Consider the following 24,890-nt stretch of genomic DNA (forward strand, 5'->3'; position numbering starts at 1 on the left):
GACCGGCGCGGGCCCGGGCGCCGAAACCAGGTGCGGGGCGGCCGCCCGGTGCGGTCTGATCGGGACATGACGATCGTGATGCGTGAGCCGGGCGCGGACGGGCCGCACGCGGCCGTGGCCGCGCTGCGGGAGTGGCAGGACGACGCCGCGCCGGCGCAGCTGCACCCGGGGGACGTGGGGTGGTTCTGGCGCCGCGGCACGCGGGCGACGGCCGCGGCGGTGCGGACATGGAGCCGGGACGGGCGGATCCTCGCCGTCGGGCTGCTGGACGAGCCCGAGCTGCTGCGCCTCGCGGTCGCGCCCGACGCGCGGCGCGACGAGGAGCTGGCACGCCGCATCGCCGCCGACGTGAGCGCACCGGAGCGCGGGGTCCTGGCCCGGCCGGACGGCGCCGTCGACGGGCCGGACGGCACACGGCTGCGGGAGGTGCTCCGCGCCCAGGGCTGGACGGACGACGAGCCGTGGACGCCGCTCCGCCGCGACCTCACGGAGCCGGTGGCGGCCCCTCGCGTCCGGACCGGGACCGTGGGGCCCGGCCGGGTAGCGGTGCGGACGGCCGTGCACCGCGCCGCGTTCGAAAGCCCGCGGTTCACGGACGAGAGCTGGCAGGCCATGGCGGCCGCGCCGCCCTATGCCGGCGCCCGGTGCCTGGTCGCGTACGACGACCGGGGCGGCGCGGTCGCGGCGGTGACGGTGTGGTCGGCCGGCCCCGGCCGGCCGGGGCTGCTGGAGCCCGTGGGGGTGCACCCGCAGCACCGGGGGCGCGGCCACGGCACCGCGGTCACCCTCGCCGCGGCCGCCGCCCTGCGCGAACTCGGCTCGTCCAGCGCGCTCGTCTGCACCCCGAGCCGCAACACCGCGGCGGTGGCCACCTACACGTCCGCCGGATTCCGGCCGCTCCCCGAGACCCGGGACCAGAAGCGGCCCGCCGGGCGCCCGTGACGTGAGCGCCGGAGCGGGCCGTCGCGGCCCGCCCCCGCGGCGACCGCGCTACGGACGGACGTACGGCCGCGTCATGATCTCCATGTTGTGCCCGTCCGGGTCCGCGAAGTACGCCCCGCGCCCCCCGAACAGGCGGTTGACGCGGCCGGGTTCGGTGTGACCGGGGTCGGCGTAGTAGGTGACGCCGACCGCCTCCAGCCGGGCGATCATGGCGTCGAACCGCGCCTCCGGCACGAGGAACGCGTAGTGCTGCGACTGGATCGGCTCGTCCCGCTTCTCGTAGTAGTCGAGGGTGACGCCGTTGCCGAGGTCGACCGGGAGGAACGGCCCGAACGGGGCGCCGACCGTCAGCCCCAGGATCGCGGCGAGGAACTCGGCCGCCAGCGACCGGTCGGCGGCGTAGACGGCGGTGTGGTTCAACTGCACGGTGGCGGCCGGCCCTTCGGGGCCGGACGGGTCCTGCTCGGTGGCGGGGAGGGAGGGCATGAGTGTGCGTGGCTCCGGGTCCTGTGGTCCGTTGACGGAAGGGGCGCCGCGCGGGCGCCGGACGAAGACAGGGAACCGGGGGCGGGCCTCTGGCCCGCCGCGCGCTCACGCCGGGGCCGGGACCCTCACTCGCGTATGGCCCAAGGCCGACCCGGCAGTCACCCGGCCGACCCTAGCCCTTTCACACGTTCAGTGTCATCTGGCCGGCCCCGCGGTATCCCGGCCGGACGGGCGGGGAGGCGAGAGCCATGAGTGAGAACCAGGACGGCCCCACCCGGGCCCACACCCGGCCCGACGGCGTCGGTGACGCGACCGTGGAAGCGCTGGGCTCGGTGTCGAAGGCGCTGGAGACGGTGGAGCGGGCCCGCGGGCACCTCTACGCCCTGCACCAGCTGACCGGCACCGCCGACCTCGAACTGGGCCGCGCCGTCGGCCTGTTGCGCGCGGCGGGACACGAGGAGTGGGCCGAGCGGATCGATCGCGAGCTGGTCGGCCGCAATGTGCTGGAGGGACGGTGGACGTTCCAGATCGTGGAGGAGTACAACACCACCTTCTACGAGCCCTACAAGGCCCTGGAACAACAGCTGCGCGACGACCTCGTCCAGGGCCGCGACCATCTGTACGAGGCGGAGATGAAGGAAGCCCGCCGCACCCGGGGCCGCCCCGGGCACGCGGCGCGTCCGCACGGCGAGGCGTGAGGGACGCGCGGGCGGGACGGGCTCAAGGGCTCAACCGGCGCGCAGGGACGTGACCTCGTAGGAGACGGCCGAACTCGCCGCCCGTCCCCGGCAGGTCAGCAACGTCGGCGCGGCATGGTGCGAGCGCACCTCGACGTCGAGGGACGCGGGCCAAGGCGGGCGCCCGGCGAGGCGGATCCGCCAGCGGTCGTGGTCGCGGAGGGTCTCCTCGACCGCGTACGCGTGCCGGCCGGCCGGGCCGAACCGCCGGAGCGCCTCCGCCACCGCCGCCTGCTGCGGCGGGAAGAGGTCCGTGTAACCGCGCAGGTGGTCGGCGTGGATGCGGTCGGCCAGGTGCTGTTCCACGGCGGTGACGGACGACGGCGCGTCGAGCCTGCCGTAGTAGACGCCGTCGGGCGCGACCACGACGTTGGCGGCGAACCGGTCACCGCCCACATGCGTGCACTCCCAGACGAGACGCGGCCATCGCAGGCTCAGTGCCCGCGCGACGGGCCGCCCGCGGACGGCGCAGCACACGTCGTGCAGTCCGTGGGCGCAGACGAGGACGACCGGCGGATGCCCCAGGTCGCCGGGGGCGTCGAGAGCGCCGACGATCCCGGTCAGCTCCTCCGCGCGGTCCCAGGTGCCCCAGCTCTGCCGGTAGGCGCCGTTGACGCCGTGCCGCAGGACGGCCCAGCGCCTCGGACCCTCGGCGGCGCGCCGCCCGTGCCGCCGGATCAGGAGGATGCGGGCCCGCACCGTCTGGGCGGCCCGGAACACGACGCCCTTGACGTGCGGGTCGAGGTCGAGCCCGTCGAAGCCGTTGGGCGGCCAGCCGCCCGGGTACTCGACGAGGACCCACACGGAGCCGTACGGCGCGGTGCCCGCCAGCAGGTCGCCGCGGGCTCCGGCGGCATCGGCGCAGAAGAACCGCCCGGCCGCGCTCATCGCGGCCGCGTCGTCGCCGGCCGCGTCACCGCGCGGCGGGCACCAGCACGCCCGCGCGCAGCAGCCGGTCGACCAGCTCGATCCCCAGCCGGCCCGCGCCGTGCACCTCGCCGTCGAGCAGCCGCCGCACCGACGGCAGTTCGGGCTCCGTGAAGTCCAGCCAGCCGACCCGCGTGGTCAGGCGCCGGCCCTCGAGACGGGCCGCCAGGGCCCCGCGCAGCCGGACCGGTGACGCGGCGCTGAGATGGTCGACGGCCGCGAGCTGGGCCAGCGGACCCAGCGGCGCCGGCCGGGCCTGGCCACGCCGGGCGCGGTGGAACAGCGGCGCGGGATCGGCCTCCTCGAGCGCGGAGACGAGCCGTTCGCGGACGATCCCGAGCTCGTCGGCGGGCCCGTCCACCCCCAGCGGGAGCGAGCCGCGCATCTGCGGGTCGTCGCGGAGCAGGGCGAGCGCGGCCCGGGTGAGCTGCTCGGCCAGCGCGTGCCGCGTCCAGGTGTGGACGCCCAGCGTCAGATGGATCGAGACGGCGCCCTGCGCCTCTGCCGCGTGCAGCCAGCCCCGCGGCAGATAGAGGACGTCCCCCGGCTCCAGCACGGTGTCGATGTACGGCCTGCCCGTCGCGGCCTCGGCCACGGCGGCGCGGTGCTCGGTCCACGGCTGGTCCCGCAGCGGGTCGCGGTGCACCGGCTCGTGGATCACCCAGCGCTTGGCACCCGCGACCTGGAGGACGAACACGTCGTGCACGTCGTAATGGGCGTCGAACCCGCGGTTCTGCGGCGGCGTGACATACGCGTTGGCCTGCACCGGGTGCCCCAGCTCCGTGCCGAGCCGGGACGTGAACTCCGCGACCGGCTCCCACGTACGCTGCAACGCCTGGAGCACGAGCGTGGCGCCGTCGGCGAAGCTGCGCCACAGGGCCGTGTCGTCCAGCTGGTCCGCGACCGTCGCGCCGACCCCCGCCGGCGCGGTGAACGACGTCTCGGGCAGCGTCGCACCGTCCTTGGCGACGCGCAGGAAAGGCGTCCGCAGCCCGCGGCGCGCGATGAGTTCGTCCACGGCGGCCGCGGAGAACAGATCGGAGAAGTCGCTCGCCCCGCGCGCGAGCAGGGGCTCGCGCGCCCACACGTCGCGGGCGAACTCCTCCCGGGCGAGGCCGGTCAGACGTGCCTCGAGGACACCGACGCCCGCCAGGGCACCGGTGTCCTGAAGTTCGACAGGGGGAGTGCTCAAAGGCCGCCGCCGGACTTGTCGGCTCCTCCGTCGGCGCCGCCGTCGTGGACGCCGGGCGTGCCGGCTGCTCCGCCGTCCGCGGGTCCTTCGGCTCCTCCGTCGGCGCCGCCGTCGTGGACGCCCGGGGTGCCGGCTGCTCCGCCGTCCGCGGGTCCTTCGGCTCCTCCGTCGGCGCCGCCGTCGTGGACGCCGGGCGTGCCGGCTGCTCCGCCGTCCGCGGGACCCTCGTGCTCGTTCGCGTCCTGCTCGGGGTTGGTCATGATTCCTCCTGAGAAGCGCACAGCGGGGAGTGAGCGGGCGGCACCTGTCCGAACCCCCTCGATCCCTAACAAACTCGCTCACCCGCCCCGCCCCGGCAACCGGAGCGCTCCGCCGGCCGCCGCCGCGCATGGCATGCTGCCGACGGAAGGAGGACCTATGCCCGCACTGGGAACGACCGCGGTCCTGGCGCTGCTGCCGGACGCCCGACCGCTGCTGGAGCTGGCCGCCGCGAAGGACGGGCGCGTGGTGCGGCCGGGGGTGCCCGCGCACGCCGCGCTGCTCTACCCGTGGCTCCCCGCCGGCCGGGTCGACGGCGCGGAGCTGGACCGGCTGCGCGCCGCGCTACCCGCCGGCCGCGTCCCGGTCCGCCTCGACACCGTCGAACAGACCGGTGGCTTCGTCGGCCTCCCCGTGCCCGAGCTACGGGCCCTGGCCACCGCCGTGCGTTCCGCGTACCCGGAGCGCGTCCCGTACGGGGGCAGGTTCGGCCAGGACCCGCCCGTGCACGTCACCGTGGCCCTGGACGCCGAGCCCGGCACGGCCGTCGACATCGCCCGCAGCATCGGCCCGCGCCTGCCGATCCGTACCGAGGTCACCGCCCTGCACGCGGTCGCCCTCACCCCCGGCGGGTGGCAGAGCCTCGCCGTCCTGCCGCTCGAACCCTGAGGACCTACGGCGTGCAGGACCGGGCTGCGCGCCGCGCCCTGCCCGCGCCCTGCCCGCGCTCAGCCGGCGGGCACGGCGCGCAGGACCCGGAAGCTGTCGACCGCCGCCGGGTCCCGGTCCACGACCTGGACCGGCGGCCCCGCCCACTGCCAGACGCCGATGCCCGGTGTGCGGGTGAACCGGATCCGTCCGCGCGTGCCCTCGACGTCGACCTCCGGCCACGCGGCGGCGGTGCGCGCCCGCTCGCCGCCGCCGGCGCGCAGCACGGCGGCGAGGACCGCGATCGTGTCGTACCCCTCGAAGGCGACGAAGGACGGCGCCTGCCCGAGGCGGGCGCGCAGGGCGGCCTCGACGCGGGTGCCGAGGGCGCCGAGGCGCTCGGGCAGGTAGCGCAGGAACGGGATCGCCGCCCCGTCGGCGCCCAGTCGCGCCGGCCAGTCACTGAACTCGGGCTGCCCGGCCGGAGCGCCGACCAGCACCCGGGCGAGCCGCCGGTCGCCGCGGACCGCCCGGACGACCGCCGCCGCCGGATCGGGGTGTCCGGCCAGGAGCAGCAGCGCGGTCGTACGCAGCTCGGCGAGCCGGTCGCAGACGGCCGCAGGCGTCAGAGCGCTCAGGTCGAGCTCATGGACGGTGCCGCCGCGCGCCGCCAGGTGGTCCTTCAGGATGCGGGTGCCGGCCGCCCAGTAGACGCTCGGCTGCGCCGCCACGGCGATGTCGCGATGGCCCGCGGCGAGGAGGAAGTCGGCGTAGATCCGCCAGCCCCGGGACTGCGGCGGGCAGAGCCGCGCGACCCACGGCGTCGGCTGTTCGGTGAGGGCGTCCAGCACCGCCGACGAGCAGAGGAACGGCAGCCCGAGGGCGTCGGCCCGGGCGGCGGCGGCGCGCGCGACCACGCTGTGGTACTCACCGGCCAGGGCCGCGACGCCCAGGGCGGCCAGCTCGTCCACGGCCGCCTCGGCCCGCCGCGGGTCGGCCGCGGTGTCCCGGACCACCAGTTCCAGGGGCGTGCCGTCGATCCCGCCGGCCTCGCGTACGCCCTGCTCCAGACCGGCGAGCAGGTGGTGGCCCGCCTCGGTCCAGCCGGGGCGGGTCAGCGGGGCGAGGACGCCGATGCGAACGGCCGCTCCCTCAGTGCGGGGCGCCAGAGGCGGTGTTGCCGGCGTGGTCATGGGGTGGCGTCTTTCGTGAGCGGTGCGGAACGGTTCGCACGAAAGGTACCTGTCGGGCGCGCCGGGGACGGCTTCCGCCGGTACCGGACCGCGGGCGCTCAGTCCCGGGCGGCCGGGGTGCGCAGCACGAGCAGGGCCACGTCGTCGTCGTTGTCGTCGGGGCGGACCTCCTCCAGCAGCGCGTCGCAGAAGGAGTCCAGGGGGCGGCGGGCCAGGGCGGCCGCGTGCCGACGCAGCCGTTCGAGGCCGTGGTCGATGGAGCGGCGCGGGCTCTCGACCAGGCCGTCGGTGTACAGCAGCAGCGTGGACTGGGGCGGCAGGACGGTGACGGCGTCCGGGCGGGGCCGGGTGACGCCCGTCCCGAGCAGTAGTCCGTGTGCGTCGGTGAGGAAACGGGCCTGGCCGTCGCGGTGGATCAGCAGGGGCGGCGGGTGCCCGGCGTTGGTCCAGTGCAGCCGCCACACCGTGTCGTCGCCGCGGACCAGCCGGCCCAGGATCATCGTGGCCATGGACGCCTCGACGATGTGCCGGATCGCCTCGTCGAGCTGGGTGACGACGGCGCTGGGCGCGCCCTGCCCCTGGGACCAGGCGAAGGCCCGCAGCATGTTGCGGACCTGCGCCATCCCGGCCGCGGCGTCCAGGTCGTGCCCCACGACGTCGCCGATGGCCAGCGCGTGCGCGCCGTCGGCTAGGGCGAACGCGTCGTACCAGTCACCGCCGACCGCGGAGGCGTCCGGCGCGGGCACGTAGCGGGCCCGCATCGCCACGCCGGGCACGGTGGGCAGCTGGGGCAGCAGATGGCGCTGCATGGTCTCGGCGACCTTGCGCTGGCGCTCGTAGAGGCGCGCGTTGTCCAGGGCCAGGCCCGCCCGGCGCGCGACGTCCTCCAGCAGCGGCAGGTCGGCGGCGGTGAAGGGGGCGGGGCGGTGGGAGCGGCCGAGCGTCAGGGCGCCGAGCACGTCACGCAGGCCCCGCACGGGGGCGATGGCGGCGCTGTGCATGCCCGTCGTCGTGAACAGCCGCAGCTGCTCGACGGCGATCCCCGAATCGGGCGGGCCCTGATAGGTCTGCGGGGTGGCCAGAGAGGAAGCGGCGCCGCGCAGGGCCCGGGACAGCGGCATCGGCGACTCCTCGGGCACCGGCGGCATGGGTCCCTGCAGATCGTGGCGCTCGACGAGGGTGCCCTGCCGGCCCTCCATGACCAGCGCGCGCCGTACCTCGCCGTGATCGGTGACGAGGTCGATCACCGCCCAGTCCGCGATGCGGGGCACCGTCAGGGCGGCCAACCGGTGCAGCGCCTCCCCGACGTCCAGGGTGGAGGTGAGCTGGGTGGTCGTCTCCGCCAGCAGGGCCAGCCGGTCCAGCTCCGTCAGCGGCGCCGGGACCGCGGACTCCTCCGGCGTCCCGGCCTCGCGCCGCGGCCCGTAGAGCAGGACGAGCGCCCCGGACGCCTGTGTGTCGAGCGTGTACGGCGTGATGAGCCAGGACGACTCCAGGACGCTGCCGTCCTTGCGGGCGAACCACTCCGTGTCCCCCTGCTCGGTGCGCGCGGTGAGCAGCGCCTCGCGCAGCCGGCAGCGTGTCCGCGAGACCGCCTGCCCGTGCTCGTCCCGGTGGAGCAGGTCGTGGGCGTCGTGGCCGACGAGCGCGTCACGGCCGGTGCCCAGCAGGGTCTGGACCGCGTCGTTGGCCGCCACGATCAGACCGTCGTCGTCGATGAGGAGGGCGGCGACCGCCAGCTCGTGCAGCATGGCCCCGCGCCGGGCGCCGGGACGCCCCTGATGACTGCGGGCAGCGGAATCTCCCATGCCGTTCTCGGCGACGTCCATGCGTGTCCTCGGTGAGTGCTTCGACCCTGCGGTGAGACAACAGTGGTTACCCACCGCACGAAAGGTCAAGCCCGCCGCCCCCGCCGGGCTTCCCGCGCGGGGGCGGAGCCACCACCCCGTCGCTCGTCAGTCCTGGCGTCGGGCGCCGGCGTCGGCCTCCAGTTCGCGCTTGAGATTGTGCAGCGTCCGGTCGATGTTGCGCTGCTGGAAGTCGGCGAACGTCCTGCCCGACGTCACCACGCGGTCGAAGGCCCCGGCGACGAACGCGGGCCAGGCGCGGCGGTCGTCGGTCCAGGTCTCCGTCACGCGGGTGCCCTCGCCGGTCTGTTCGAACCGGTACTCCCAGGTGGCGATAGGCCCGCGCAGGACGGGCCGCTTGCGGCCGATGGCGTGGACGCGGAACGCGAACCGGTGCCCCGGTTCGGCGGCGGTGACGGTGCACCGCGTCACCCAGCGGAACGCCCCGCGCTTGTTCCGGCCGACGAACGTGGTGCCGACGACGGCCGGTCCGGTGGGCGAGCCGTCCGCCGTTCCACGGTTCTCCGGACTCCACCGGCCCATGTCCTCAGGGCGGCTGACCGCCGCGTACGCGTCGGCTGCGGACACATCGATCGTGATGCTGCTGCTCACGGTGAACACACGGGCCACGAGGATCCTTCTCCACTGGTACGCGAAGCGCCGGGACTCCGCGGTGAGGCGAAGCTACTGGGGAGTAGGAGCATGGCACACGCAAACTCCCGCCGGCACCGCCCCTCCCGCGCCGGAACGATCACAGGGTCTGCACGTTCCGAGGGTGTCGCTTTCGCGTATTCGGGGGTACGCGGTCGCCACGGAAAGGAGGCCCAGGATGGATGAGACAGCCAGGCAGGCGCCCGGCAGCACGTCCGCGCACCCCCGCGGGGCCGAGGAACCGGTGGGCGACCTGGTCCAGCGCGCCTCGCAACAGCTGACCGAGCTGGTCCGCGGCGAGATGCGGCTGGCACAGGCGGAGATGAAGGAGAAGGGCAAGCGGTACGGGAAGGGTGGCGGTCTCTTCGGCGGGGCCGGCCTCGTCGGTTTCCTGGCGCTTCAGGCGCTGGTCGCCACCGCGATCGCCGCCCTCGCGGTGCCGCTGCCCGTCTGGGCCGCGGCGCTGATCGTGACCGTGGTGCTCGCTCTGGTCGCCGCCGTGCTGGCGATGACCGGCAAGAAGGAGGTCACCCAGGCCGCTCCGCCCACCCCCGAGCAGACCATCGACAGTGTCAAGGCCGATGTGGCCGAGATCAAGGAGAGTGCCAAGCGATGACGCAGCCGCCCCACGACGAGCCCACCGCCACCAGCACCGAGGAACTGCGCGAGCAGGTCGAGCAGACCCGGCACGAACTCGGTGACACGGTGCAGGCGCTGGCCGACAAGACGGACGTCAAGGCCCGGACACAGGAGAAGGCCGCCGCCCTCAAGGAGCAGACGACGGCGAAGGCCTCGGAGCTGACGGCACAGGCCAAGGCGAAGGCCGCCGAGGCGGTGCAGACGCTGCAGGAGCGGCTGCCCGACGAGGCCAAGGACAAGGCGGCGGTCACCGCCGAGCAGGTGAAGGCCAAGGCCGCCCAGGCGCAACAGGTCTGGCAGGACAAGGCGCCCGAGGCGGTGCGTGACAACCGCAAGGTGATGATCGCCGGGGGCGCTGCCCTGGTCGCCGCCTACATGCTGCTGCGCCGCAAGAAGAAGTAACCGCGGGCCGGGGCGGACGCGGCCGTTCGTCGGCCGCGAACCGCTCCACGTCCAGCGGCGCGGCCCCGGGTCACAGCTCCCGGATCCGGGGCGCCGGGCTCCCTTCGGACGCCGGTTCCGCCACGGCGGTCCCGGCCGCGTCCCGCGTCACCCGGTACGCGGCGGCCCGGCGGCCGTGCTGGTCGGGGACGGTGACGGTCACGTCCTGCGCGCCCGGGGCGACGAGCAGCGTCAGACCGGTGGTCCAGTCGCCGTCCGGGCGCCGCTCGTCCGCCCCGAACGGCAGCACGGCGCCGGGGCGCACGTACAGCGGCAGGCTGTCGTACCCGTGGCTCTCGCGGCGCCAGCCCGGCCCCTGGACCCGTTCGCCGGTGAGCAGGTGGGTCCAGGTGCCGTCCGGCAGATAGAACTCGACGTCGCCCTCGGCGGAGAAGACCGGCGCGACCAGCAGGTCGGGGCCGAGCAGGTACTGCCGGTCCAGGGCGCGGGCGGTCGGGTCGTCCGGGAACTCCAGGAGCATCGGCCGCATCAACGGCACCCCCGCCGCGTGCGCCTCGGCCGCCGCCCCGTAGAGGTAGGGCATGAGGCGGTGCTTGAGCTTGGTGAACGTACGGGCCACGTCGACCGCCTCGTCCCCGAACTCCCACGGCACCCGGTACGAGCTCGACCCGTGCAGCCGGCTGTGCGAGGAGAGCAGGCCGAAGGCGAGCCAGCGCTTGAAGACCGCCGGGTCCGGCGTGCCCTCGAAGCCGCCGATGTCGTGCGACCAGAAGCCGAAGCCGGACAGGGAGAGGGAGAGGCCGCCGCGCAGGGACTCGGCCATGGCGCCGAACGACGACCAGCAGTCGCCGCCCCAGTGCACCGGGAACTGCTGGCCGCCCGCCGTCGCCGAGCGGGCGAACAGGACCGCCTCCCCGATCGCGCGCTCCTTCTCCAGGAGTTCGAAGACGACCTGGTTGTAGAGGTGCGTGTAGTAGTTGTGCATGCGCTCCGGGTCGGAGCCGTCGTGCCAGACCACGTCGGTGGGGATGCGCTCGCCGAAGTCGGTCTTGAAGCAGTCCACCCCCTGGTCGAGGAGGACCTTCAGCTTCGCCTGGAGCCAGGCGCAGGCGTCCGGGTTCGTGAAGTCGACGAGCCCCATGCCCGCCTGCCACAGGTCCCACTGCCAGACGTCGCCGTTCGCCTTCTTCACCAAGTAGCCGCCCGCGGCGGCCTCTTCGAAGAGGGCCGACTTCTGGGCGATGTACGGGTTGATCCAGACCGAGATCCGCAGGCCGCGCTCCTTGAGCCGGGCCAGCATGCCCACCGGGTCGGGGAAGACGTCCGGGTCCCAGGTGAAGTCCGACCACTGGTACTCGCGCATCCAGAAGCAGTCGAAGTGGAAGACGCTCAGCGGGATGTCGCGCTCGGCCATGCCGTCGACGAACGACGTCACGGTCTGCTCGTCGTACTGCGTGGTGAACGAGGTGGTCAGCCACAGCCCGAACGACCACGCCGGGGGGAGGGCCGGGCGGCCGGTCAGCGCGGTGTAGCGGCGCAGCACGTCCTTCGGGGTCGGGCCGGCGACGACGTAGTACTCGAGTGTCTGGTCCTCGACGCTGAACTGCATCTGGCCGACGGCCTCGGAGCCGATCTCGTAGCTGACCCGGCCGGGGTGGTTCACGAACACGCCGTACGCGCCGGCGGGGGAGAGGTGCAGGCTGAACGGGACGTTCTTGTAGGCCTGGTCGCTGCTGGTGCCGCCGTCGGCCTGCCACATGTCGACGACCTGGCCGTTCTTGACGAACGGGGTGAAGCGCTCGCCTAGGCCGTAGACCTGCTCGCCGACGCCGAGCGTCAGCTGTCCTGCCATGTGGTGCGCGCCCCCGCCCTCGGTGAAGAACGCGGTGCCCTTGCGGCCCGCCGAGGTCACCTCGCGCCCGTCGGCGTCCCGGAAGGAGAGCGTGAAGGGCGCGGCCGTGTCCAGCCGCACCGACAGGGAGCCGCTGGTCAGCTCGGTGACGTCACCGTCCCGGCGCACGCGGGCCGCTGAGGTGTCCGCGCCGCTGAGCGCGAAGTGGGGGCCCAGGCGGCGGGTGCCCGCCAGGTGGGTGGTGCGCACGCCGATCACACCCTCGGCGGGGGAGAAGCAATCAGTGGTCAGCAGCGGAGAGTTGAGGGTGTCACCGCGCCGCTCGACGCGCTTGACGGCGGCGTACGCGGTGAAGCTGTCGGCGTCCGTGCGGACGTCGCGGACCTCGGTGGCGTACGAGGCGGTGACCCCGTCGCGCATCAGCCAGAAACCGTCGGTGAACTTCATGTTCTTCCCTGGGAGCAGCGGTGGTTCGGTCGGTGGGGCGGACGGCCGCTCGGTCACGGGGGTGTGAGACCCGGCCCACGGAAGGGTCTGCCGACGTCATTGGACCGTACGGAAACCAAAAGGGCAAGGAGTTCCGGGCGAAATCGTCGAAGCGCTTCGATCCTTGTCGTGCCTGGTGACAAGCGGTCAGCAGAGCGTGATTGGGGACTCAAGGTCTAGCGCTTCGACGCCGAGTGGCGTATTAGTCAAGGGCCAAAACAAACGACCGGTGGACGCCGGGTCGTCGCGTAGCAAAGGGCCGCACCATGTCCGATCGCTCCACCCCCAGCCCCGCGGTGAAGGGAGTCGTGCCGGGACGCGCGCACCCCCCGGGGCGCCGGGGTCCGGCCGGGCCGGCCATCCCTCCCAGACAAGGGCAACCAACCGTGACAGCAGTTCCCCCGCCGGACGCGGCGCGCCCCGGGCGCCGCCGCCCCGGCCGACGAGCCCGGCGCGCCGCGGCCCCGCTCACCATCGTCTGCGCCCTCGTCGCCGGTGCGGCGCTCACCGGCTGCGGCGCCCAGCGCGACGACGGCGTCTACACCGTGCTCAACTCCTCGACCGACGACTCGTACCACGGCTGGGACGCGGCCACGCTCGGGCGGTGCAGCAAGCAGCTGGGCATCGACATCCGGCAGCAGAGCGTGCCCGCCGCACAGGTCATGACGAAGTCGCTGCGCATGGCGTCGTCGAAGTCACTGCCGGACGTCATCCAGTTCGACGCCTCCGAGATGCCGACGTTCGCCGAGCCGGGCGGCCTGGTCGACCTGCGCTCCCTCGGCCTGTCGACCACGGACATCCCAGCGGGCATCGTCGACTTCGGCTCGTACAAGGGGACGTACTACGGAGCCGCGCGCACGGTGAACACCCTCGCGCTCTTCTACAACAAGGACATCCTCGACAAGGCGGGCCTGGACGTGCCCACCACCTGGGACGAGATGCGCCGGACGGCGAAGAAGCTGACCCAGGGCAAGCAGTACGGCATCGCGCTGAGCGCGGGCGGCGCGGAGGACGGCGTTTTCCAGTTCACCCCGTTCATGTGGTCCAACGGCGGCGACGAGACCGACCTCGCCACCCCGGACGTGGCCCGGGCGCTCGACTACTGGAAGAGCCTCCTCAAGGACGGTTCGCTCTCGAAGTCGACGGTCAACTGGACGCAGGCCGACGTCAACGACCAGTTCATGGCGGGCAACGCCGCCATGATGATCAACGGCCCCTGGCAGGTCGAGACCCTCAACACCAAGAAGAACCTGCACTGGGGCATCGCGCAGATCCCGGTCCCGCGGACCGGCGGGAAGTCGGTCGGCCCGCTCGGCGGCGCCGTACTCACCGTGCCGAGAACCGGTGACACCGCCCGCCAGAAGACCGCGGCGAAGATCATCGCCTGCATGGCGAGCGAGAAGGAGCAGATCTCCTACGCGCGCAACAGCTGGATGGTGCCGGCCAACGAGAAGGCCGCCGCGCTCTGGCGCAAGGAGGTACCCGAACTCGACGCCCTCGCCGACCAGGTGGCCACCGCCCGCTCCCGTACCGCGAAGGTCGGGGCGCGTTGGTCGTCCGTGTCGCTGGCCCTGCAGAGCGCCTTCCAGTCGGCGCTGACCGGGCAGTCCAGCGAGGCCGCGCTGAAGAAGGCGCAGACCCGCGCCACGAGCGGGAACTGAAGGGGACGCGAGCGATCATGACGACCACCACCACGGCCCCCGTGGCCCGCACCGCCGTGCCCGCGCCCGTGAAACCGCGCGGCGCGCGCGGCCGCCGGACGCTCTCCCAGTGGGGCTTCCTCGTCCCCGCCGTCGCCTTCATGCTGCTGTTCTTCGGCTACCCGCTCGTCCGCAACGTCGTGATGAGCTTCCAGGACTTCTCCCCGTCCACCTTCTTCGACGGCAGGTCGCCCTTCAACGGCACCGACAACTGGAGCAAGGTCTTCCACGACGACCTCTTCGGCAAGGCGCTGTGGCACACCATCGTCTTCACCGTCGGCTCCCTGATCGGCCAGTTCGGCATCGGCCTCGCGCTCGCCGTCTTCTTCACCAAGAAGTTCCCGCTGGGCGGCGTCCTGCGCGCGCTGATCCTGCTTCCCTGGCTCGTGCCGATGGTCGTCTCCGGCATCGTGTGGCGCCGCATCCTCGACCAGGACACCGGCGTCCTCAACTCCTTCTTCGACACGCTCGGCCTCGCCGGCCACACCCCGTGGCTGACCAGCCCCGGCATGGCCCTGTTCTCCGTGATCCTGGTGAACATCTGGATCGGCATCCCGTTCAACATGGTCATCCTCTACGGCGGCCTCCAGGAGATCCCCAAGGAGCTGTACGAGGCCGCGTCCCTGGACGGCGCCTCCGCCTGGCGCACCTTCCGCTCGGTCACCCTGCCGCTGCTGAAGCCGGTCGTCACGGTCGTCCTCGTCCTCGGCTTCATGTCGACGGTGAAGATCCTCGACCTGATCCTGGCCCTGACCGACGGCGGCCCCGCCGACTCCACCCAGACGCTGGGCACCCTCACCTACCAGAACTCCTTCGTCCAGCTCGACTTCGGCGCGGGCGCCGTCGTCGGCAACATCCTGATCCTGATCTCCGCCGTCTTCGCGGTGTTCTACCTGCGGGCCAACCGCTCCGAGGGGAAGTGACCGGCATGGCGAACGTCTCCGGGACCACCGGGCCCAAGCGCCGCTGGGGCGCCACCACCGCCGGCGTGGTCATCCTGTGCGTGATGCTGTTCCCGCTGTACTGGATGGTCAACACGGCCCTGCAACCCGAGTCCGGACTGCTGGAGGTCTCGCCCGTCCCGCACTCCCTGGACCTGTCCGGCTTCACGTCGGCCCTGCGGGAACAGGGCGGCCACCTGCTGACCTCGCTCGCCGTCGCGCTCGGCGCCGTCGTCATCTGCCTCGCGATCGCCGCCCCCGCCGCCTACGGACTGGCCCAGTTCCGGCTGCGCGCGGCCCGCACCATCGTCTTCGGCACACTCATCACGCAGATGGTGCCGGGCATCGTCGTCGCCAACGCCCTCTACAGCGCGTACGTCGATCTCGGCCTGGTCAACTCCTACTTCGGCCTGATGCTCGCCGACGCCTCGCTCGGCATCCCCTTCGCCATCGTCCTGATGCGCTCCTTCATGGTGGCCATCCCCAAGGAAGTCATCGAGGCCGCCGAGGTCGACGGCGCGGGCAAGCTGCGCACCTTCGTGCGGATCGTCCTGCCGATGAGCCGCAACTCCCTCATCACCGCAGGCCTGTTCTCCTTCCTCTACGCGTGGAGCGACTTCATGTTCGCCCTCACGCTCAACACCACCGACGACGTCAAACCGGTCACCCTCGGCATCTACCAGTACATCGGCGCCCACGTCGGCGACTGGGGCTCGGTCATGGCCGCGTCCGTCCTGTCGGCGATCCCCGCGGCCGTCCTGCTCGTCCTCGCCCAGAAGTACATCGCGGCCGGCATCACCGGCGGCTCCGTCAAGTAAGGCCATTCATGAGCGATCTGCCCAGCTTCCCTCCCGGCTTCGTCTTCGGCGCGGCCACCGCCTCGTACCAGATCGAGGGCGCCGTCACCGAGGACGGCCGCGGCCCCTCCATCTGGGACACCTACAGCCACACCCCCGGCCGCACCGACGGCGGCGACACCGGCGACGTGGCCTGCGACCACTACCACCGCTACCCCGAGGACGTGACGCTCCTGCGCGACCTCGGCGTCGACTCCTACCGCTTCTCGATCGCCTGGCCGCGCATCCAGCCGACCGGGAAAGGGCCCGCCAACCAGAAGGGACTCGACTTCTACTCCCGGCTGGTCGACGCGCTGCTGGAAGCCGGCATCGAACCCGCCGCCACCCTCTACCACTGGGACCTCCCGCAGGCCCTGGAGGCTCCGTCCAAGAGCGGCTCCGCCGCGGGCGGCGGCTGGCGGGCGCGGGAGACCGCCGAACGGTTCGGCGAGTACGCGGGCATCGTCGCCGAGCACCTCGCCGACCGCGTGCCGCGCTGGATCACCCTCAACGAGCCGTGGTGCAGCGCCTTCCTCGGCTACTCGGTGGGCCGGCACGCGCCCGGCGCCCAGGAGGGCACCGGCGCGCTCGCCGCCGCCCACCACCTGCTCGTCGGCCACGGCCTGGCGATGAAGGCGCTGCGGGCGGCAGGCGTGCGCGAGGCGGGCATCACCCTCAACCTCGACCGCAACGTCCCCGCCACCGACTCGGCCGCCGACCGCGCCGCCGTGCTGCGCGCCGACACCCAGCACAACCTCGTGTGGACCGAACCGCTCCTCGCGGGCCGTTACCCGGCCTCGGACGAGGAGACCTGGGGCGAGCTGATCACCGGCCAGGACTTCCGGCGCGCGGGCGACCTCGAACTGATCGCGCAGCCGCTCGACTTCCTCGGCATCAACTACTACCGGCCCATCGTGGTCGCCGACGCACCCCACCGCGAGCCCGACCCGGCGGCGCGCGTCGCGACCGACAACCGGTACACCGAGGTGGGCTACCCGGACGTGCGGCGCACCGCCATGGGCTGGCCGGTCGTCCCCGAGTCCTTCACCGATCTGCTGACCGACCTGAAGGCCAGGTACGGCGCGGCCCTGCCGCCCGTCCACATCACCGAGAACGGCTCGGCCGAAGACGACGTGGTCGCCGCGGACGGCGCCGTCCACGACCCCGACCGCGTCGCCTACCTGCACGGCCACCTCACGGCGCTGCGCGCCGCCATGGACCGGGGTGTCGACGTACGCGGCTACTACGTGTGGTCGCTCCTGGACAACTTCGAATGGGCGCTGGGCTACGCCAAGCGGTTCGGGATCGTCCGCGTCGACTACGCCACCCAGCAGCGCACCCCCAAGGACAGCTACCACTGGTACCGGCAGCTGATCGCCGCGCACCGGCGCTGACCCGTGCCGGCGCGGGGCTCCGAGCGCGGGACGGCCCGGGGCCCCGGCGGCAGAAAGATGCAGGCACCGCCTTCTTTCGGCAAGGTAGAGGACATGTTCCGCATCGGGGCGGCCGACGAGGGCGAGGAGCTCCTCGCCCGGCTCGGGGCACTCACCGCGCAGGCACGCGAACTGGCGGCGAGCCAGCGCTCCCGGGTCGAGCTCGCCGTGGCCCTGCAGCGGGGCATGCTCCCCCAGACCCTGCCCCGCCCGCCCGGCGTCCGGCTGGCCGTGCGCTACTCGCCGGCCAACCACGGGCTCAACGTCGGCGGGGACTGGTACGACGCCTTCGACATGCCCGACGGACGCATCGGCCTGTCCATCGGCGACGTCCAGGGACACAACATCCAGGCGGCCGCGTTCATGGGACAGATCCGGGTGGCGCTGCGCGCCCTGGCCTCGGTCACCGGAGACCCGGGGGAGCTGCTCGGCCGCACCAACGACCTCCTCGGCTCCCTCGACTCGGACCTCTTCGCGACCTGCACCTTCCTGCGGCTCGATCCGGCCAGCGGCGTCCTGGAGTGCGCGCGGGCCGGCCACATCCCGCACATCTGGGCCACCGCCGACGGCCGGTCCGGGATCGACAACGGTGACGGCGGGCCCCCGCTCGGGGTGCTGCCCGGCGCCGAATACCCCGTCGCGTGCCACCGGCTCACCGAGGGCGGCGTCTTCGTCCTGCTCACGGACGGCGTCGTCGAAGGCCCTTCGCTGAGCCTCGACGACGGTCTGGGGCAGGTGAAGCGGCTCGCCGAGGTCACGGCCGCGGCGAGCCTCGGCATCAACGCCCTGGCCAACGGGGTGATGAAGCTGGCGGACACGGTGGGGCACGAGGACGACGCGGCCGTCCTCGTCGTCGGCCACGACGGCACCGCGTCATAGCGTCCTTCCGGCCGCGCGCCGGGCCCGTACACACGGACAGGGGCGCTTGCCTGGCCGGGCGGCCGTCACCGGTGTGTGATGACTGCTGTGGTGGTGACTCGGCTGAACCGGTCGTCCGTGGAGCCGGTCCTCAAGGCACTGGCCGTGGCTCTCTGCTACTACGTGGCCGGGCGCCTCGGTCTGCTGGGACGCCTCGTCGTCGAGGGCGTGGTGGTCACCCCCATCTGGCCGCCGACCGGCGTAGCCGTCGTCGCCCTGCTCGTCTTCGGCCTGCGGGTGTGGCCCGGGATCGCCCTCGGTTCGTTCCTCGTCATCGCCTCCCTCACGACGCCCCGGCTCACCACCCTGGTCACCGTCCTGGGCAGCGTCGCCGCTCCCTTCTGCGCGGTGCTGCTGCTGCGCCGGGCCCGGTTCCGGCTCGACATCGCGCGGCTGCGGGACGGGCTCGCGCTGGTCCTGGGCGGGCTCGCCGCGATGCTGATCGCGCCGACCGTCGGCGCGGGGATGCAGCTGCTCACCGGCGACCTGGAGACGGGCGAGTTCTGGGCCGTGTGGCTGGCCTGGTGGGTGGGGGACGCGATGGGTGTCCTGCTGGTCACCCCCCTGCTGCTGGTCGCCGTGGGAGCCGTCGGGCGGCTGCGCCGGGCCGGCTGGACGGAGCTGGTCTGCCTGGTCCTGGCCACCGTGGTCCTGGTGCCGGTGGCGGCGCTCAGCCGGCTGAGCATGCTGTACATCGTCTTTCCCCTGCTGATCTGGGCGGCCCTGCGGTTCCAGCTGGCGGGGAGCATGTTGTGCGCGCTGTTCGCGTCCGTGCTGACCTCGTTCGAGGCGAACGCGGGGCGGGGCGCGTTCGAGCAGCTGTCGGCCGTCGAGATCATGGTCAAGCTCCAGGCGTTCAACGGCGCCGCGGCGCTGACCGCCCTGCTGCTGTCCGCGATGGTCAGCGAAGCGCACGCGACACGGCACTCGGTGGAGAACGCCTGCAACGAGCTGGCCGAGGTGCTCGAACACCTCGCCGCCGGCGGGCCGCCGCCCGAGCCGTCCACCAGCCACGCGGTGGACACCGAGGCGGACGGTCCGCCGCGCAGGTAGAGCCCGCCGGCCGCTCAGCCGGTCAGCCCCAGCGCGGAGTCCGGGCGGCAGTGCGGGCAGGCGGGTACGGGGCCGTGGTGCAGGGCGTCGCGGGCCTGGTCCGCGGTGAGGGGGCGGGTGCGGCTGCCCGTCATGTGGCAGCCGCCCGCGTGGACGTAGACGGACGCCCGCCCGGTGAGGCCGACCTCAAGCACCCACTCCGGCGGTTCGGGCCGGGCGGCCTCGCCGCGCGCGTGTTCGCTGCGGCGCCGCTTCTCGTCCTCGATCCAGCGCCGGGTACGGGCGAGGTCCCGTTCCTGTACGCGTTCGAGGAACTGGAGCTGGGCCAGCCGGTCGGCCGGGGCGTCTTCGGTGCGCACCGCGCTCAGGCCGCCCTGTGCAGCAGCGCGGCCGGGCCCACGCTGCCGGGGCCGAAGCGCCGGTTGGCGCGGTCGACGGCCTGCTCGGCGCGGAGCCGCATCTCGCGGCTGTGGTCGAAGGTGATCTGCTCCGCCGCGGCGCCGGCGGCGACCAGGTCCTCGGCGCGGACGAGCAGGCCCACGAGCCGGCCGCGCTGGAGGCCGGCGCGGTCCATGAGCCGGTAGGCGGCGGCGCGCAGGTCCTCGTCGTGGGCGGCGGCCTCGGGCAGCCGCAGCGTCCTGGACCAGCGGGCCCCGGCGGCGAAGTCGAGCTGGAGGGTGAGGCCGCGGGCGACCTGGTCGCGGGTGCGCAGGGTGGCGGCGAGCCGGACGACGAGGTCGAGCAGGCGGGCGCGGACGGCGGCGCCGTCCATCTCCTGGCGTTCGAACCGGTGCCGCACGGCCGCCGACAGGGGCAGGGCCCGCGGCGTCACCGGGCGCGGGTCGATGCCGCGGGCCCGGTCGGCGGCCAGGCGCCCGGCGCGGCCGCCCAGCACCCGCTGGATCGTGGCGGGCGGCAGGGCTGCGAGCATGCCCACGCTGTGGACGCCGTAGTCGGTGAGCGCGGCCGCCTGGGCCGGCCCGATGCCGTGCAGGGCGTCGACGGGCAGCGGCGCGAGGAAGCCGGCGACCTGGCCCGGTTCGACCGTGACGAGCCCGCCGTGCTCCGGGGCGCGTGCCGAGGCGGTCGCGGCGAGCGCCCAGGTCGGCGCCAGACCGATCCGCAGATCGACGGAGAGCCGGGCCAGCGAGCGGACCCGGGCCCGCTCGCACAGCCGCGCGGCCGGCACCCCGAAGTAGCGCAGCGCGCCGCGCAGCTCCACCACGGCGGCGCCGGGCGGCAGCGCCTGCACCACCGGCGAGATCTCCGCCAGCAGCTCCAGCACCTCCCGGTAGGCGGGCTCCGGCAGCCCTGCCGGCACCCGCACGTGCATCACCGACGCCACATCGTCCGTCCTGGTCATCACGGCACCTCCCGCCCCCACGATATCGAACGGAAATTCGAACACGCGAGACGAGCGGGGTGCGGGCGGGCCGCGCCGTTGTCTGTCCGGTTCCGGCGAACCGTGATCGCGATACCGGCCGTAACGATGAGTTTCGGGCGGATCCGCAGTCGGTCCTGCCGGATCCACCGACACGGTGGCCCGCGCCGGGAACGTTCCGGCGCGGGCGGAAGCACAGGGAGGCAGTGATGGGCGTCGACGACTCCGAGCAGGAGCGCACGATCCGGACGGGCGAGCGGGGGAGGCGGGCGAGCGCTCCCAAGGTGCTGGTGGCGGGGGCGAGCATTGCGGGACCCGCGCTGGCCCACTGGCTGCGCCGCCGGGGGGCCGAGGTGACCGTGGTGGAGCGGGCTCCCGAGCTGCGTCCCGGGGGGCAGGCGGTGGACGCGCGCGGGGTCGCCAGAGAGGTCATCAGCCGCATGGGGCTGGACGCGGTGGTCCGCGCGGCGTGCACCGACACCGCCGGCGCGCACACCGTGGCCGCGGACGGGCGGGTGCTGGAGACCTTCCGCGCGGACGATGACGGTGGCGACGGGTTCATCGCGGACATCGAGATCCTGCGCGGCGACCTGTCCCAGCTGCTCTACGACGACACCCGCGACGGCGTCGAGTACCTCTTCGGTGACCGGATCGCCGAACTCGCCCAGGACGCGGACGGGGTCGACGTGGTCCTCGCGGGCGGCGACCGGCGCCGCTTCGACCTGGTGGTCGGGGCTGACGGGCTGCACTCGCCGCTGCGGGCGATGGTCTTCGGGCCCCATGAGCGCTACCTCCGCCACCTCGGGCACGTGTTGGCCTTCTACAGCGTGCCCAACGAGTTCGGGCTGGACCGCTGGCTGCTCGAGCACCAGGACCAGGAGACCGGGCGCTCCGCCCTTCTGCGCCCCATCCAGGACGCCACCCGGGCGATGTCCATGTTCTATTTCGCCTCCGCCGGCTTCGACGTCGACCACCGCGACGTCGCGGCCCAGAAGCGCCTGCTGCGCGAGCGGACGGCGGGCCTGGGCTGGCGGGTCCCGGAGATCCTCGCGCACCTGGACGACACCCCGGACTTCTACCTCGACCAGGTCGCCCAGGTCGTGATGGACCGCTGGTCGAGCGGACGGGTGGGGCTCCTCGGGGACGCGGCGTTCAGCTCGTCACCGATGTCCGGGCAGGGCACCGGGCTGGCACTGGTCGGCGCCTACCTGCTGGCCGGGGAGCTGGCCGCCGCCGCGTGGGATCCCGCCACCGGGTTCGCCCGCTACGAGGCGCGGATGCGCTCGTACGTGGAGGCCAACCAGGAGATCGGCCGGCTGAACGCGCGCAGCCGCGACCTCCCGGGGCCGGACGCCGAACCGCGCCCCGATTTCACCGGCGCGTGGTTCACCGAGCTGGTCGGGCGCGCGATCAACGGCGTCGAGCTGCCCGACTACGCGGGGGTGCCCGACTCCGCCCCGGCCTGGTCCTCGCCGCGATGAGCGCCGAACCCGGCACGCCCTCCGGCGACGGCCTGCGACTGCTCGCCGGCTGGGCCGCCGCACTCGACGAGGCCCACCGCCAGGCCGGGCGCACCCACGAACGACCGAGGCGCCACACCCCGGCCATGAGCGTGCGCCCGCCGGCCCGCGGCGTCACACCTCGCCGGACGGGGGCTTCCAGGCGGACTCGCGCAGCAGGCGCAGGCCGTTGAGTCCGACGAGGACGGTGGAGCCCTCGTGCCCGGCGACGCCCAGGGGCAGCGGCAGAGTGGCGACGAGGTCCCACGCCACCAGGACGGTGAGGAAGACGCCGGCGACGACGAGGTTCTGCACCACCAGACGCCGGGCGGCCCGGGACAGGGCGACGACCGCGGGGACGGCGGCGAGTTCGTCGCGTACGACGACGGCGTCGGCGGTGTCCAGGGTGAGGTCGGAGCCCGCCTGCCCCAGGGCGATACCGGTGGAGGCGGCGGCCAGCGCGGGCGCGTCGTTGACCCCGTCGCCCACCACGAGCACCGTGCGGCCCCCGGCTTCCCACTCCCTCACCGCGGCGACCTTGTCCTGGGGCAGCAGGCCCGCGCGCAGTTCGGTGATGCCGACCTGGTCGGCGAGGTGCCGGGCGGCGCGCGCGTTGTCACCGGTGAGCAGGGCCGGCGCCCGGCCGGTCAGCGCGGCGAGCGCGGCGACGGTCGCGGCGGCGCCGGGGCGCGGCCGGTCGGCGATGCCGAGCACCCCGACCGGGACGCCGTCGCACCGGACCAGGACCGCGGTCTGTCCGGCCTCCTCCAGCTCATCGACCGCCGCGGTCGCCGAGCGGGTGGCGGCCGTGCGGCCGTCCGGCGATCCGGCCTCGACCGTGTGCCCGTCGACGGTGGCGCGCACGCCCCGGCCGGGGGTGGAGACGAAGTCGCGGGCCCGGGGCAGGGCGAGGCCGCGTGCGAGGGCGGCGTCGACGACGGCGCGGGCGAGCGGGTGCTCGCTGGGGTGCTCGGCGGCGGCCGCGAGCCGCAGCAGAGCCTCCTCGCTCGTCCCGGTCCCGGGCAGCGGGCGCAGGGCGGTGACGCGGGGGGTGCCTTCGGTGAGGGTGCCGGTCTTGTCCAGGGCGACCGTGTCGATCCGGCCGAGGCCCTCCATGACGACGGCGGACTTGACCAGCACGCCGTGCCGGCCGGCGTTCGCGATCGCGGACAGCAGCGGCGGCATGGTGGCGAGCACGACCGCGCAGGGCGAGGCCACGATCATGAAGGTCATCGCCCGCAGCAGGGCGGGCCGCAGGCCGTCGCCGAGGGCGAGCGGGACCGCGAAGACGGCGAGGGTGGCGGCCACCATGGCGATCGAGTACCGCTGCTCGATCTTCTCGATGAACAGCTGCGTGGGCGCCTTGGTCCGCGAGGCCTCGCCGACCATCCGCACGATCCGCGCGACGACGAAGTCCGCGGGGTCGCGCGCGACCCGGACGCGCAGGGCGCCGGTGCCGTTGACGGTACCGGCGAACACCTCGTCCCCGGTGTGCTTGGCCACCGGCAGGGGCTCGCCGGTGATCATGGCCTGGTCGACGTCGCTCGACCCGTCGAGGACCCGGCCGTCGGCCCCGATCCGTTCGCCGGGCCGGACGAGGAGCACGTCGCCGACGGCCAGCTCCGCCGCGGCGACCGTCTCCTCGGTGCCGTCGGCCGGCAGCCGCGTCGCCGTCGGGGGAGCGAGGTCGAGCAGGCCGTGCACCGAGTCGGCCGTGCGCGCGGTCGCGACCGCCTCCAGCGCGCCCGAGGTGGCGAAGATGACGATCAGCAGCGCTCCGTCCAGGACCTGTCCGACGGTGGCGGCACCGAGCGCGGCCACCACCATCAGCAGGTCCACGTCCAGCGTCCGGCTCCCCAGCGCCTTCAGGCCCTCCCACCCCGGCTCCCAGCCGCCGGTGACATAGGCGGCCGCGAACAACGGCCCCCACGTCCACGCCGGCGCGCCGAGCAGGTCGAGCGGGAGCGCGAGGAGGAACAGCAGCAGGGAGGCGAGCGCCCACCGGGCCTCCGGCAGGGCCAGGACCCGCGTACGGCGACGGGCGGGTGGCGGCGGCGCTGCGGCAGCGGCGCCGGCGGACCGCTGGTCCAAGGCAGAAGGCATGACGGAACGACCCTTCACGGGCGGACGGCGACGACCACGTCACCGTACATGAAGATATGAACAGTTCTTCAAGTGTCGTCGGTATGATGCCCCCATGGGCCATGGAGTCGACACCGCCGGTAACGCGACCCCGCGCGAACGCCTCGACGCGGTCGGCACCGCGGACGTCGCCGCCACGCTCCAGGCCCTGGCCACCCCGTCGCGGCTCTACATCCTCGCCCGGCTCCAGGAAGGGCCCTGCTCCGTCGGTGACCTCGCCGACGCGGTCGGCATGGAGGCCTCCGCCTGCTCCCACCAGCTGCGGCTGCTGCGCAACCTCGGCCTGGTCACCGGCGAGCGCCACGGCCGTTCCATCGTCTACGCGCTCTACGACAACCACGTCGCCGAACTCCTCGATCAGGCGCTCTTCCACGTGGAGCACCTGCGCGCGGGCGTCCGCGACCTGCCGTCCGGAACGGCGCGGGAGCAGCACGGCTGAGCCGCCCGGCGTCCCGGCGCCTCGCAGGGGCCGACGGACAGGGCCTGGCACCCGGGACCGCGGGCGGTCACCGCCCGCGCGGTCCGGCGGTACCGGACGCGCTCGGTCACCGGCTCTCCGACCCCGGCGCCCGGGACAGCGGCGGCGGGCCCGAGCAGGATGCCGAGGGCGATCTCGAAGATGACCGGCGGGACCCGCGCCCGGCGGCCGGCCCCGTGCGCCAGGAGCGGGGCGGGGACGGCCGCGGCCATGATCAGGATGAGCGTGCCCGCCTGACCCGCACCGTCC

24 protein-coding genes are annotated in these 24,890 nt (G+C 73.9%); 13 read left to right on the plus strand and 11 right to left on the minus strand.

The features are described from left to right. Positions 1 to 66 precede the first annotated feature (66 nt). Positions 67 to 942 carry a GNAT family N-acetyltransferase gene (locus tag ABZY33_RS05225; RefSeq protein ID WP_356490100.1) on the plus strand — a complete coding sequence of 292 codons (876 nt, stop codon included), beginning with the start codon at positions 67 to 69 and terminating at the stop codon, positions 940 to 942. Positions 943 to 990: 48 nt separating this feature from the next. On the opposite strand, the gene ABZY33_RS05230 is transcribed toward ABZY33_RS05225, so the two are convergent. Beyond that, positions 991 to 1,428 (minus strand): VOC family protein, encoded by a 438-nt coding sequence (locus ABZY33_RS05230; RefSeq protein ID WP_356490101.1) that lies wholly within the window; start codon positions 1,426 to 1,428, stop codon positions 991 to 993. 248 nt (positions 1,429 to 1,676) lie between these two features. On the opposite strand from ABZY33_RS05230, the gene ABZY33_RS05235 reads away from it, so the two are divergent. Continuing rightward, the gene (locus ABZY33_RS05235; RefSeq protein WP_356490102.1) at positions 1,677 to 2,126 is read left to right on the plus strand and encodes a hypothetical protein; all 450 of its coding nucleotides are present in this window, start codon (positions 1,677 to 1,679) and stop codon (positions 2,124 to 2,126) included. Positions 2,127 to 2,156: 30 nt separating this feature from the next. Here ABZY33_RS05235 and ABZY33_RS05240 read toward each other — a convergent pair whose 3' ends face one another. The 3 genes from ABZY33_RS05240 to ABZY33_RS05250 are packed head-to-tail and all read right to left on the minus strand — an operon-like array spanning position 2,157 to position 4,544. Next, entirely contained in the window at positions 2,157 to 3,053 is an 897-nt protein-coding gene (locus ABZY33_RS05240) for a sucrase ferredoxin (RefSeq protein WP_356490103.1), read from the minus strand. A gap of 25 nt (positions 3,054 to 3,078) precedes the next feature. After that, positions 3,079 to 4,284, minus strand: coding sequence for a cupin domain-containing protein (locus tag ABZY33_RS05245; protein WP_356490104.1), 1,206 nt, complete (start codon positions 4,282 to 4,284; stop codon positions 3,079 to 3,081). After that, complete coding sequence (locus tag ABZY33_RS05250) at positions 4,281 to 4,544, minus strand: BatC protein (RefSeq protein ID WP_356490105.1); 264 nt, start codon at positions 4,542 to 4,544, stop codon at positions 4,281 to 4,283. The genes ABZY33_RS05245 and ABZY33_RS05250 overlap by 4 nt, the downstream gene beginning before the upstream one ends. Before the next feature lie 157 nt (positions 4,545 to 4,701). Between ABZY33_RS05250 and ABZY33_RS05255 the strand changes: the two genes are divergently transcribed. Continuing rightward, on the plus strand, positions 4,702 to 5,211 hold the full coding sequence (locus ABZY33_RS05255) for a 2'-5' RNA ligase family protein (protein ID WP_356490106.1): 510 nt from the start codon (positions 4,702 to 4,704) through the stop codon (positions 5,209 to 5,211). A 59-nt stretch (positions 5,212 to 5,270) separates the two neighbouring features. On the opposite strand, the gene ABZY33_RS05260 is transcribed toward ABZY33_RS05255, so the two are convergent. The 3 genes from ABZY33_RS05260 to ABZY33_RS05270 form a co-directional block, all read right to left on the minus strand. Next, entirely contained in the window at positions 5,271 to 6,383 is a 1,113-nt protein-coding gene (locus ABZY33_RS05260) for an ABC transporter substrate-binding protein (protein ID WP_356490107.1), read from the minus strand. Between the two features lie 98 nt (positions 6,384 to 6,481). Continuing rightward, positions 6,482 to 8,134: a SpoIIE family protein phosphatase gene (locus ABZY33_RS05265; protein WP_356490135.1), complete on the minus strand. Its 1,653-nt coding sequence runs from the start codon at positions 8,132 to 8,134 to the stop codon at positions 6,482 to 6,484. 204 nt (positions 8,135 to 8,338) lie between these two features. Next, positions 8,339 to 8,860, minus strand: a complete 522-nt coding sequence (locus ABZY33_RS05270; protein ID WP_356490108.1) for an SRPBCC family protein — start codon at positions 8,858 to 8,860, stop codon at positions 8,339 to 8,341. Between the two features lie 199 nt (positions 8,861 to 9,059). On the opposite strand from ABZY33_RS05270, the gene ABZY33_RS05275 reads away from it, so the two are divergent. Next, positions 9,060 to 9,497, plus strand: coding sequence for a phage holin family protein (locus ABZY33_RS05275; protein ID WP_356490109.1), 438 nt, complete (start codon positions 9,060 to 9,062; stop codon positions 9,495 to 9,497). Beyond that, positions 9,494 to 9,922: a DUF3618 domain-containing protein gene (locus ABZY33_RS05280; RefSeq protein ID WP_356490110.1), complete on the plus strand. Its 429-nt coding sequence runs from the start codon at positions 9,494 to 9,496 to the stop codon at positions 9,920 to 9,922. The genes ABZY33_RS05275 and ABZY33_RS05280 overlap by 4 nt, the downstream gene beginning before the upstream one ends. A gap of 70 nt (positions 9,923 to 9,992) precedes the next feature. Here ABZY33_RS05280 and yicI read toward each other — a convergent pair whose 3' ends face one another. After that, positions 9,993 to 12,221 (minus strand): alpha-xylosidase, encoded by a 2,229-nt coding sequence (gene yicI / locus ABZY33_RS05285; protein ID WP_356490111.1) that lies wholly within the window; start codon positions 12,219 to 12,221, stop codon positions 9,993 to 9,995. 425 nt (positions 12,222 to 12,646) lie between these two features. Between yicI and ABZY33_RS05290 the strand changes: the two genes are divergently transcribed. The 6 genes from ABZY33_RS05290 (at position 12,647) to ABZY33_RS05315 (ending at position 19,141) form a co-directional block, all read left to right on the plus strand. Beyond that, on the plus strand, positions 12,647 to 13,921 hold the full coding sequence (locus tag ABZY33_RS05290; RefSeq protein WP_356490112.1) for a sugar ABC transporter substrate-binding protein: 1,275 nt from the start codon (positions 12,647 to 12,649) through the stop codon (positions 13,919 to 13,921). Between the two features lie 17 nt (positions 13,922 to 13,938). Then, positions 13,939 to 14,883 (plus strand): sugar ABC transporter permease, encoded by a 945-nt coding sequence (locus ABZY33_RS05295; protein ID WP_356490113.1) that lies wholly within the window; start codon positions 13,939 to 13,941, stop codon positions 14,881 to 14,883. Between the two features lie 5 nt (positions 14,884 to 14,888). After that, a complete protein-coding gene (locus tag ABZY33_RS05300; protein WP_356490114.1) occupies positions 14,889 to 15,719 on the plus strand; it encodes a carbohydrate ABC transporter permease in 831 nt (276 codons plus the stop codon). 8 nt (positions 15,720 to 15,727) lie between these two features. After that, a complete protein-coding gene (locus ABZY33_RS05305; RefSeq protein ID WP_356490115.1) occupies positions 15,728 to 17,131 on the plus strand; it encodes a GH1 family beta-glucosidase in 1,404 nt (467 codons plus the stop codon). A 93-nt stretch (positions 17,132 to 17,224) separates the two neighbouring features. Next, positions 17,225 to 18,049 (plus strand): PP2C family protein-serine/threonine phosphatase, encoded by an 825-nt coding sequence (locus tag ABZY33_RS05310; RefSeq protein WP_356490116.1) that lies wholly within the window; start codon positions 17,225 to 17,227, stop codon positions 18,047 to 18,049. Positions 18,050 to 18,127: 78 nt separating this feature from the next. Then, positions 18,128 to 19,141: an MASE1 domain-containing protein gene (locus ABZY33_RS05315; protein WP_356490117.1), complete on the plus strand. Its 1,014-nt coding sequence runs from the start codon at positions 18,128 to 18,130 to the stop codon at positions 19,139 to 19,141. A 14-nt stretch (positions 19,142 to 19,155) separates the two neighbouring features. On the opposite strand, the gene ABZY33_RS05320 is transcribed toward ABZY33_RS05315, so the two are convergent. Next, positions 19,156 to 19,500, minus strand: coding sequence for a DUF6233 domain-containing protein (locus ABZY33_RS05320; protein WP_356490118.1), 345 nt, complete (start codon positions 19,498 to 19,500; stop codon positions 19,156 to 19,158). A gap of 5 nt (positions 19,501 to 19,505) precedes the next feature. Further along, on the minus strand, positions 19,506 to 20,504 hold the full coding sequence (locus ABZY33_RS05325; protein ID WP_356490119.1) for a hypothetical protein: 999 nt from the start codon (positions 20,502 to 20,504) through the stop codon (positions 19,506 to 19,508). 227 nt (positions 20,505 to 20,731) lie between these two features. Here ABZY33_RS05325 and ABZY33_RS05330 point away from each other — a divergent pair, with 227 nt between their 5' ends. Further along, positions 20,732 to 22,003, plus strand: coding sequence for an FAD-dependent monooxygenase (locus ABZY33_RS05330; protein ID WP_356490120.1), 1,272 nt, complete (start codon positions 20,732 to 20,734; stop codon positions 22,001 to 22,003). A gap of 153 nt (positions 22,004 to 22,156) precedes the next feature. Here the strand turns inward: ABZY33_RS05330 and ABZY33_RS05335 are convergent, their stop codons facing one another. Then, the gene (locus ABZY33_RS05335; protein ID WP_356490121.1) at positions 22,157 to 24,124 is read right to left on the minus strand and encodes a heavy metal translocating P-type ATPase; all 1,968 of its coding nucleotides are present in this window, start codon (positions 24,122 to 24,124) and stop codon (positions 22,157 to 22,159) included. A 94-nt stretch (positions 24,125 to 24,218) separates the two neighbouring features. On the opposite strand from ABZY33_RS05335, the gene ABZY33_RS05340 reads away from it, so the two are divergent. After that, complete coding sequence (locus ABZY33_RS05340) at positions 24,219 to 24,602, plus strand: metalloregulator ArsR/SmtB family transcription factor (protein WP_356490122.1); 384 nt, start codon at positions 24,219 to 24,221, stop codon at positions 24,600 to 24,602. Positions 24,603 to 24,890: the final 288 nt, after the last annotated feature.

Source organism: Streptomyces sp. NPDC006552 (assembly GCF_040611655.1).
Classification (GTDB): Bacteria; Actinomycetota; Actinomycetes; order Streptomycetales; family Streptomycetaceae; genus Streptomyces.

Coding starts and splice junctions, on each gene's coding strand:
- ABZY33_RS05230 (WP_356490101.1), bottom strand. CDS start 1,428: ATGCCCTCCCTCCCCGCCACCGAGCAGGACCCGTCCGGCCCCGAAGGG.
- ABZY33_RS05235 (WP_356490102.1), top strand. CDS start 1,677: ATGAGTGAGAACCAGGACGGCCCCACCCGGGCCCACACCCGGCCCGAC.
- ABZY33_RS05325 (WP_356490119.1), bottom strand. CDS start 20,504: ATGACCAGGACGGACGATGTGGCGTCGGTGATGCACGTGCGGGTGCCG.
- ABZY33_RS05255 (WP_356490106.1), top strand. CDS start 4,702: ATGCCCGCACTGGGAACGACCGCGGTCCTGGCGCTGCTGCCGGACGCC.
- yicI (WP_356490111.1), bottom strand. CDS start 12,221: ATGAAGTTCACCGACGGTTTCTGGCTGATGCGCGACGGGGTCACCGCC.
- ABZY33_RS05305 (WP_356490115.1), top strand. CDS start 15,728: ATGAGCGATCTGCCCAGCTTCCCTCCCGGCTTCGTCTTCGGCGCGGCC.
- ABZY33_RS05315 (WP_356490117.1), top strand. CDS start 18,128: ATGACTGCTGTGGTGGTGACTCGGCTGAACCGGTCGTCCGTGGAGCCG.
- ABZY33_RS05340 (WP_356490122.1), top strand. CDS start 24,219: ATGGGCCATGGAGTCGACACCGCCGGTAACGCGACCCCGCGCGAACGC.
- ABZY33_RS05275 (WP_356490109.1), top strand. CDS start 9,060: ATGGATGAGACAGCCAGGCAGGCGCCCGGCAGCACGTCCGCGCACCCC.
- ABZY33_RS05295 (WP_356490113.1), top strand. CDS start 13,939: ATGACGACCACCACCACGGCCCCCGTGGCCCGCACCGCCGTGCCCGCG.
- ABZY33_RS05280 (WP_356490110.1), top strand. CDS start 9,494: ATGACGCAGCCGCCCCACGACGAGCCCACCGCCACCAGCACCGAGGAA.
- ABZY33_RS05240 (WP_356490103.1), bottom strand. CDS start 3,053: ATGAGCGCGGCCGGGCGGTTCTTCTGCGCCGATGCCGCCGGAGCCCGC.
- ABZY33_RS05335 (WP_356490121.1), bottom strand. CDS start 24,124: ATGCCTTCTGCCTTGGACCAGCGGTCCGCCGGCGCCGCTGCCGCAGCG.
- ABZY33_RS05310 (WP_356490116.1), top strand. CDS start 17,225: ATGTTCCGCATCGGGGCGGCCGACGAGGGCGAGGAGCTCCTCGCCCGG.
- ABZY33_RS05225 (WP_356490100.1), top strand. CDS start 67: ATGACGATCGTGATGCGTGAGCCGGGCGCGGACGGGCCGCACGCGGCC.
- ABZY33_RS05260 (WP_356490107.1), bottom strand. CDS start 6,383: ATGACCACGCCGGCAACACCGCCTCTGGCGCCCCGCACTGAGGGAGCG.
- ABZY33_RS05300 (WP_356490114.1), top strand. CDS start 14,889: ATGGCGAACGTCTCCGGGACCACCGGGCCCAAGCGCCGCTGGGGCGCC.
- ABZY33_RS05250 (WP_356490105.1), bottom strand. CDS start 4,544: ATGACCAACCCCGAGCAGGACGCGAACGAGCACGAGGGTCCCGCGGAC.
- ABZY33_RS05330 (WP_356490120.1), top strand. CDS start 20,732: ATGGGCGTCGACGACTCCGAGCAGGAGCGCACGATCCGGACGGGCGAG.
- ABZY33_RS05265 (WP_356490135.1), bottom strand. CDS start 8,134: ATGCTGCACGAGCTGGCGGTCGCCGCCCTCCTCATCGACGACGACGGT.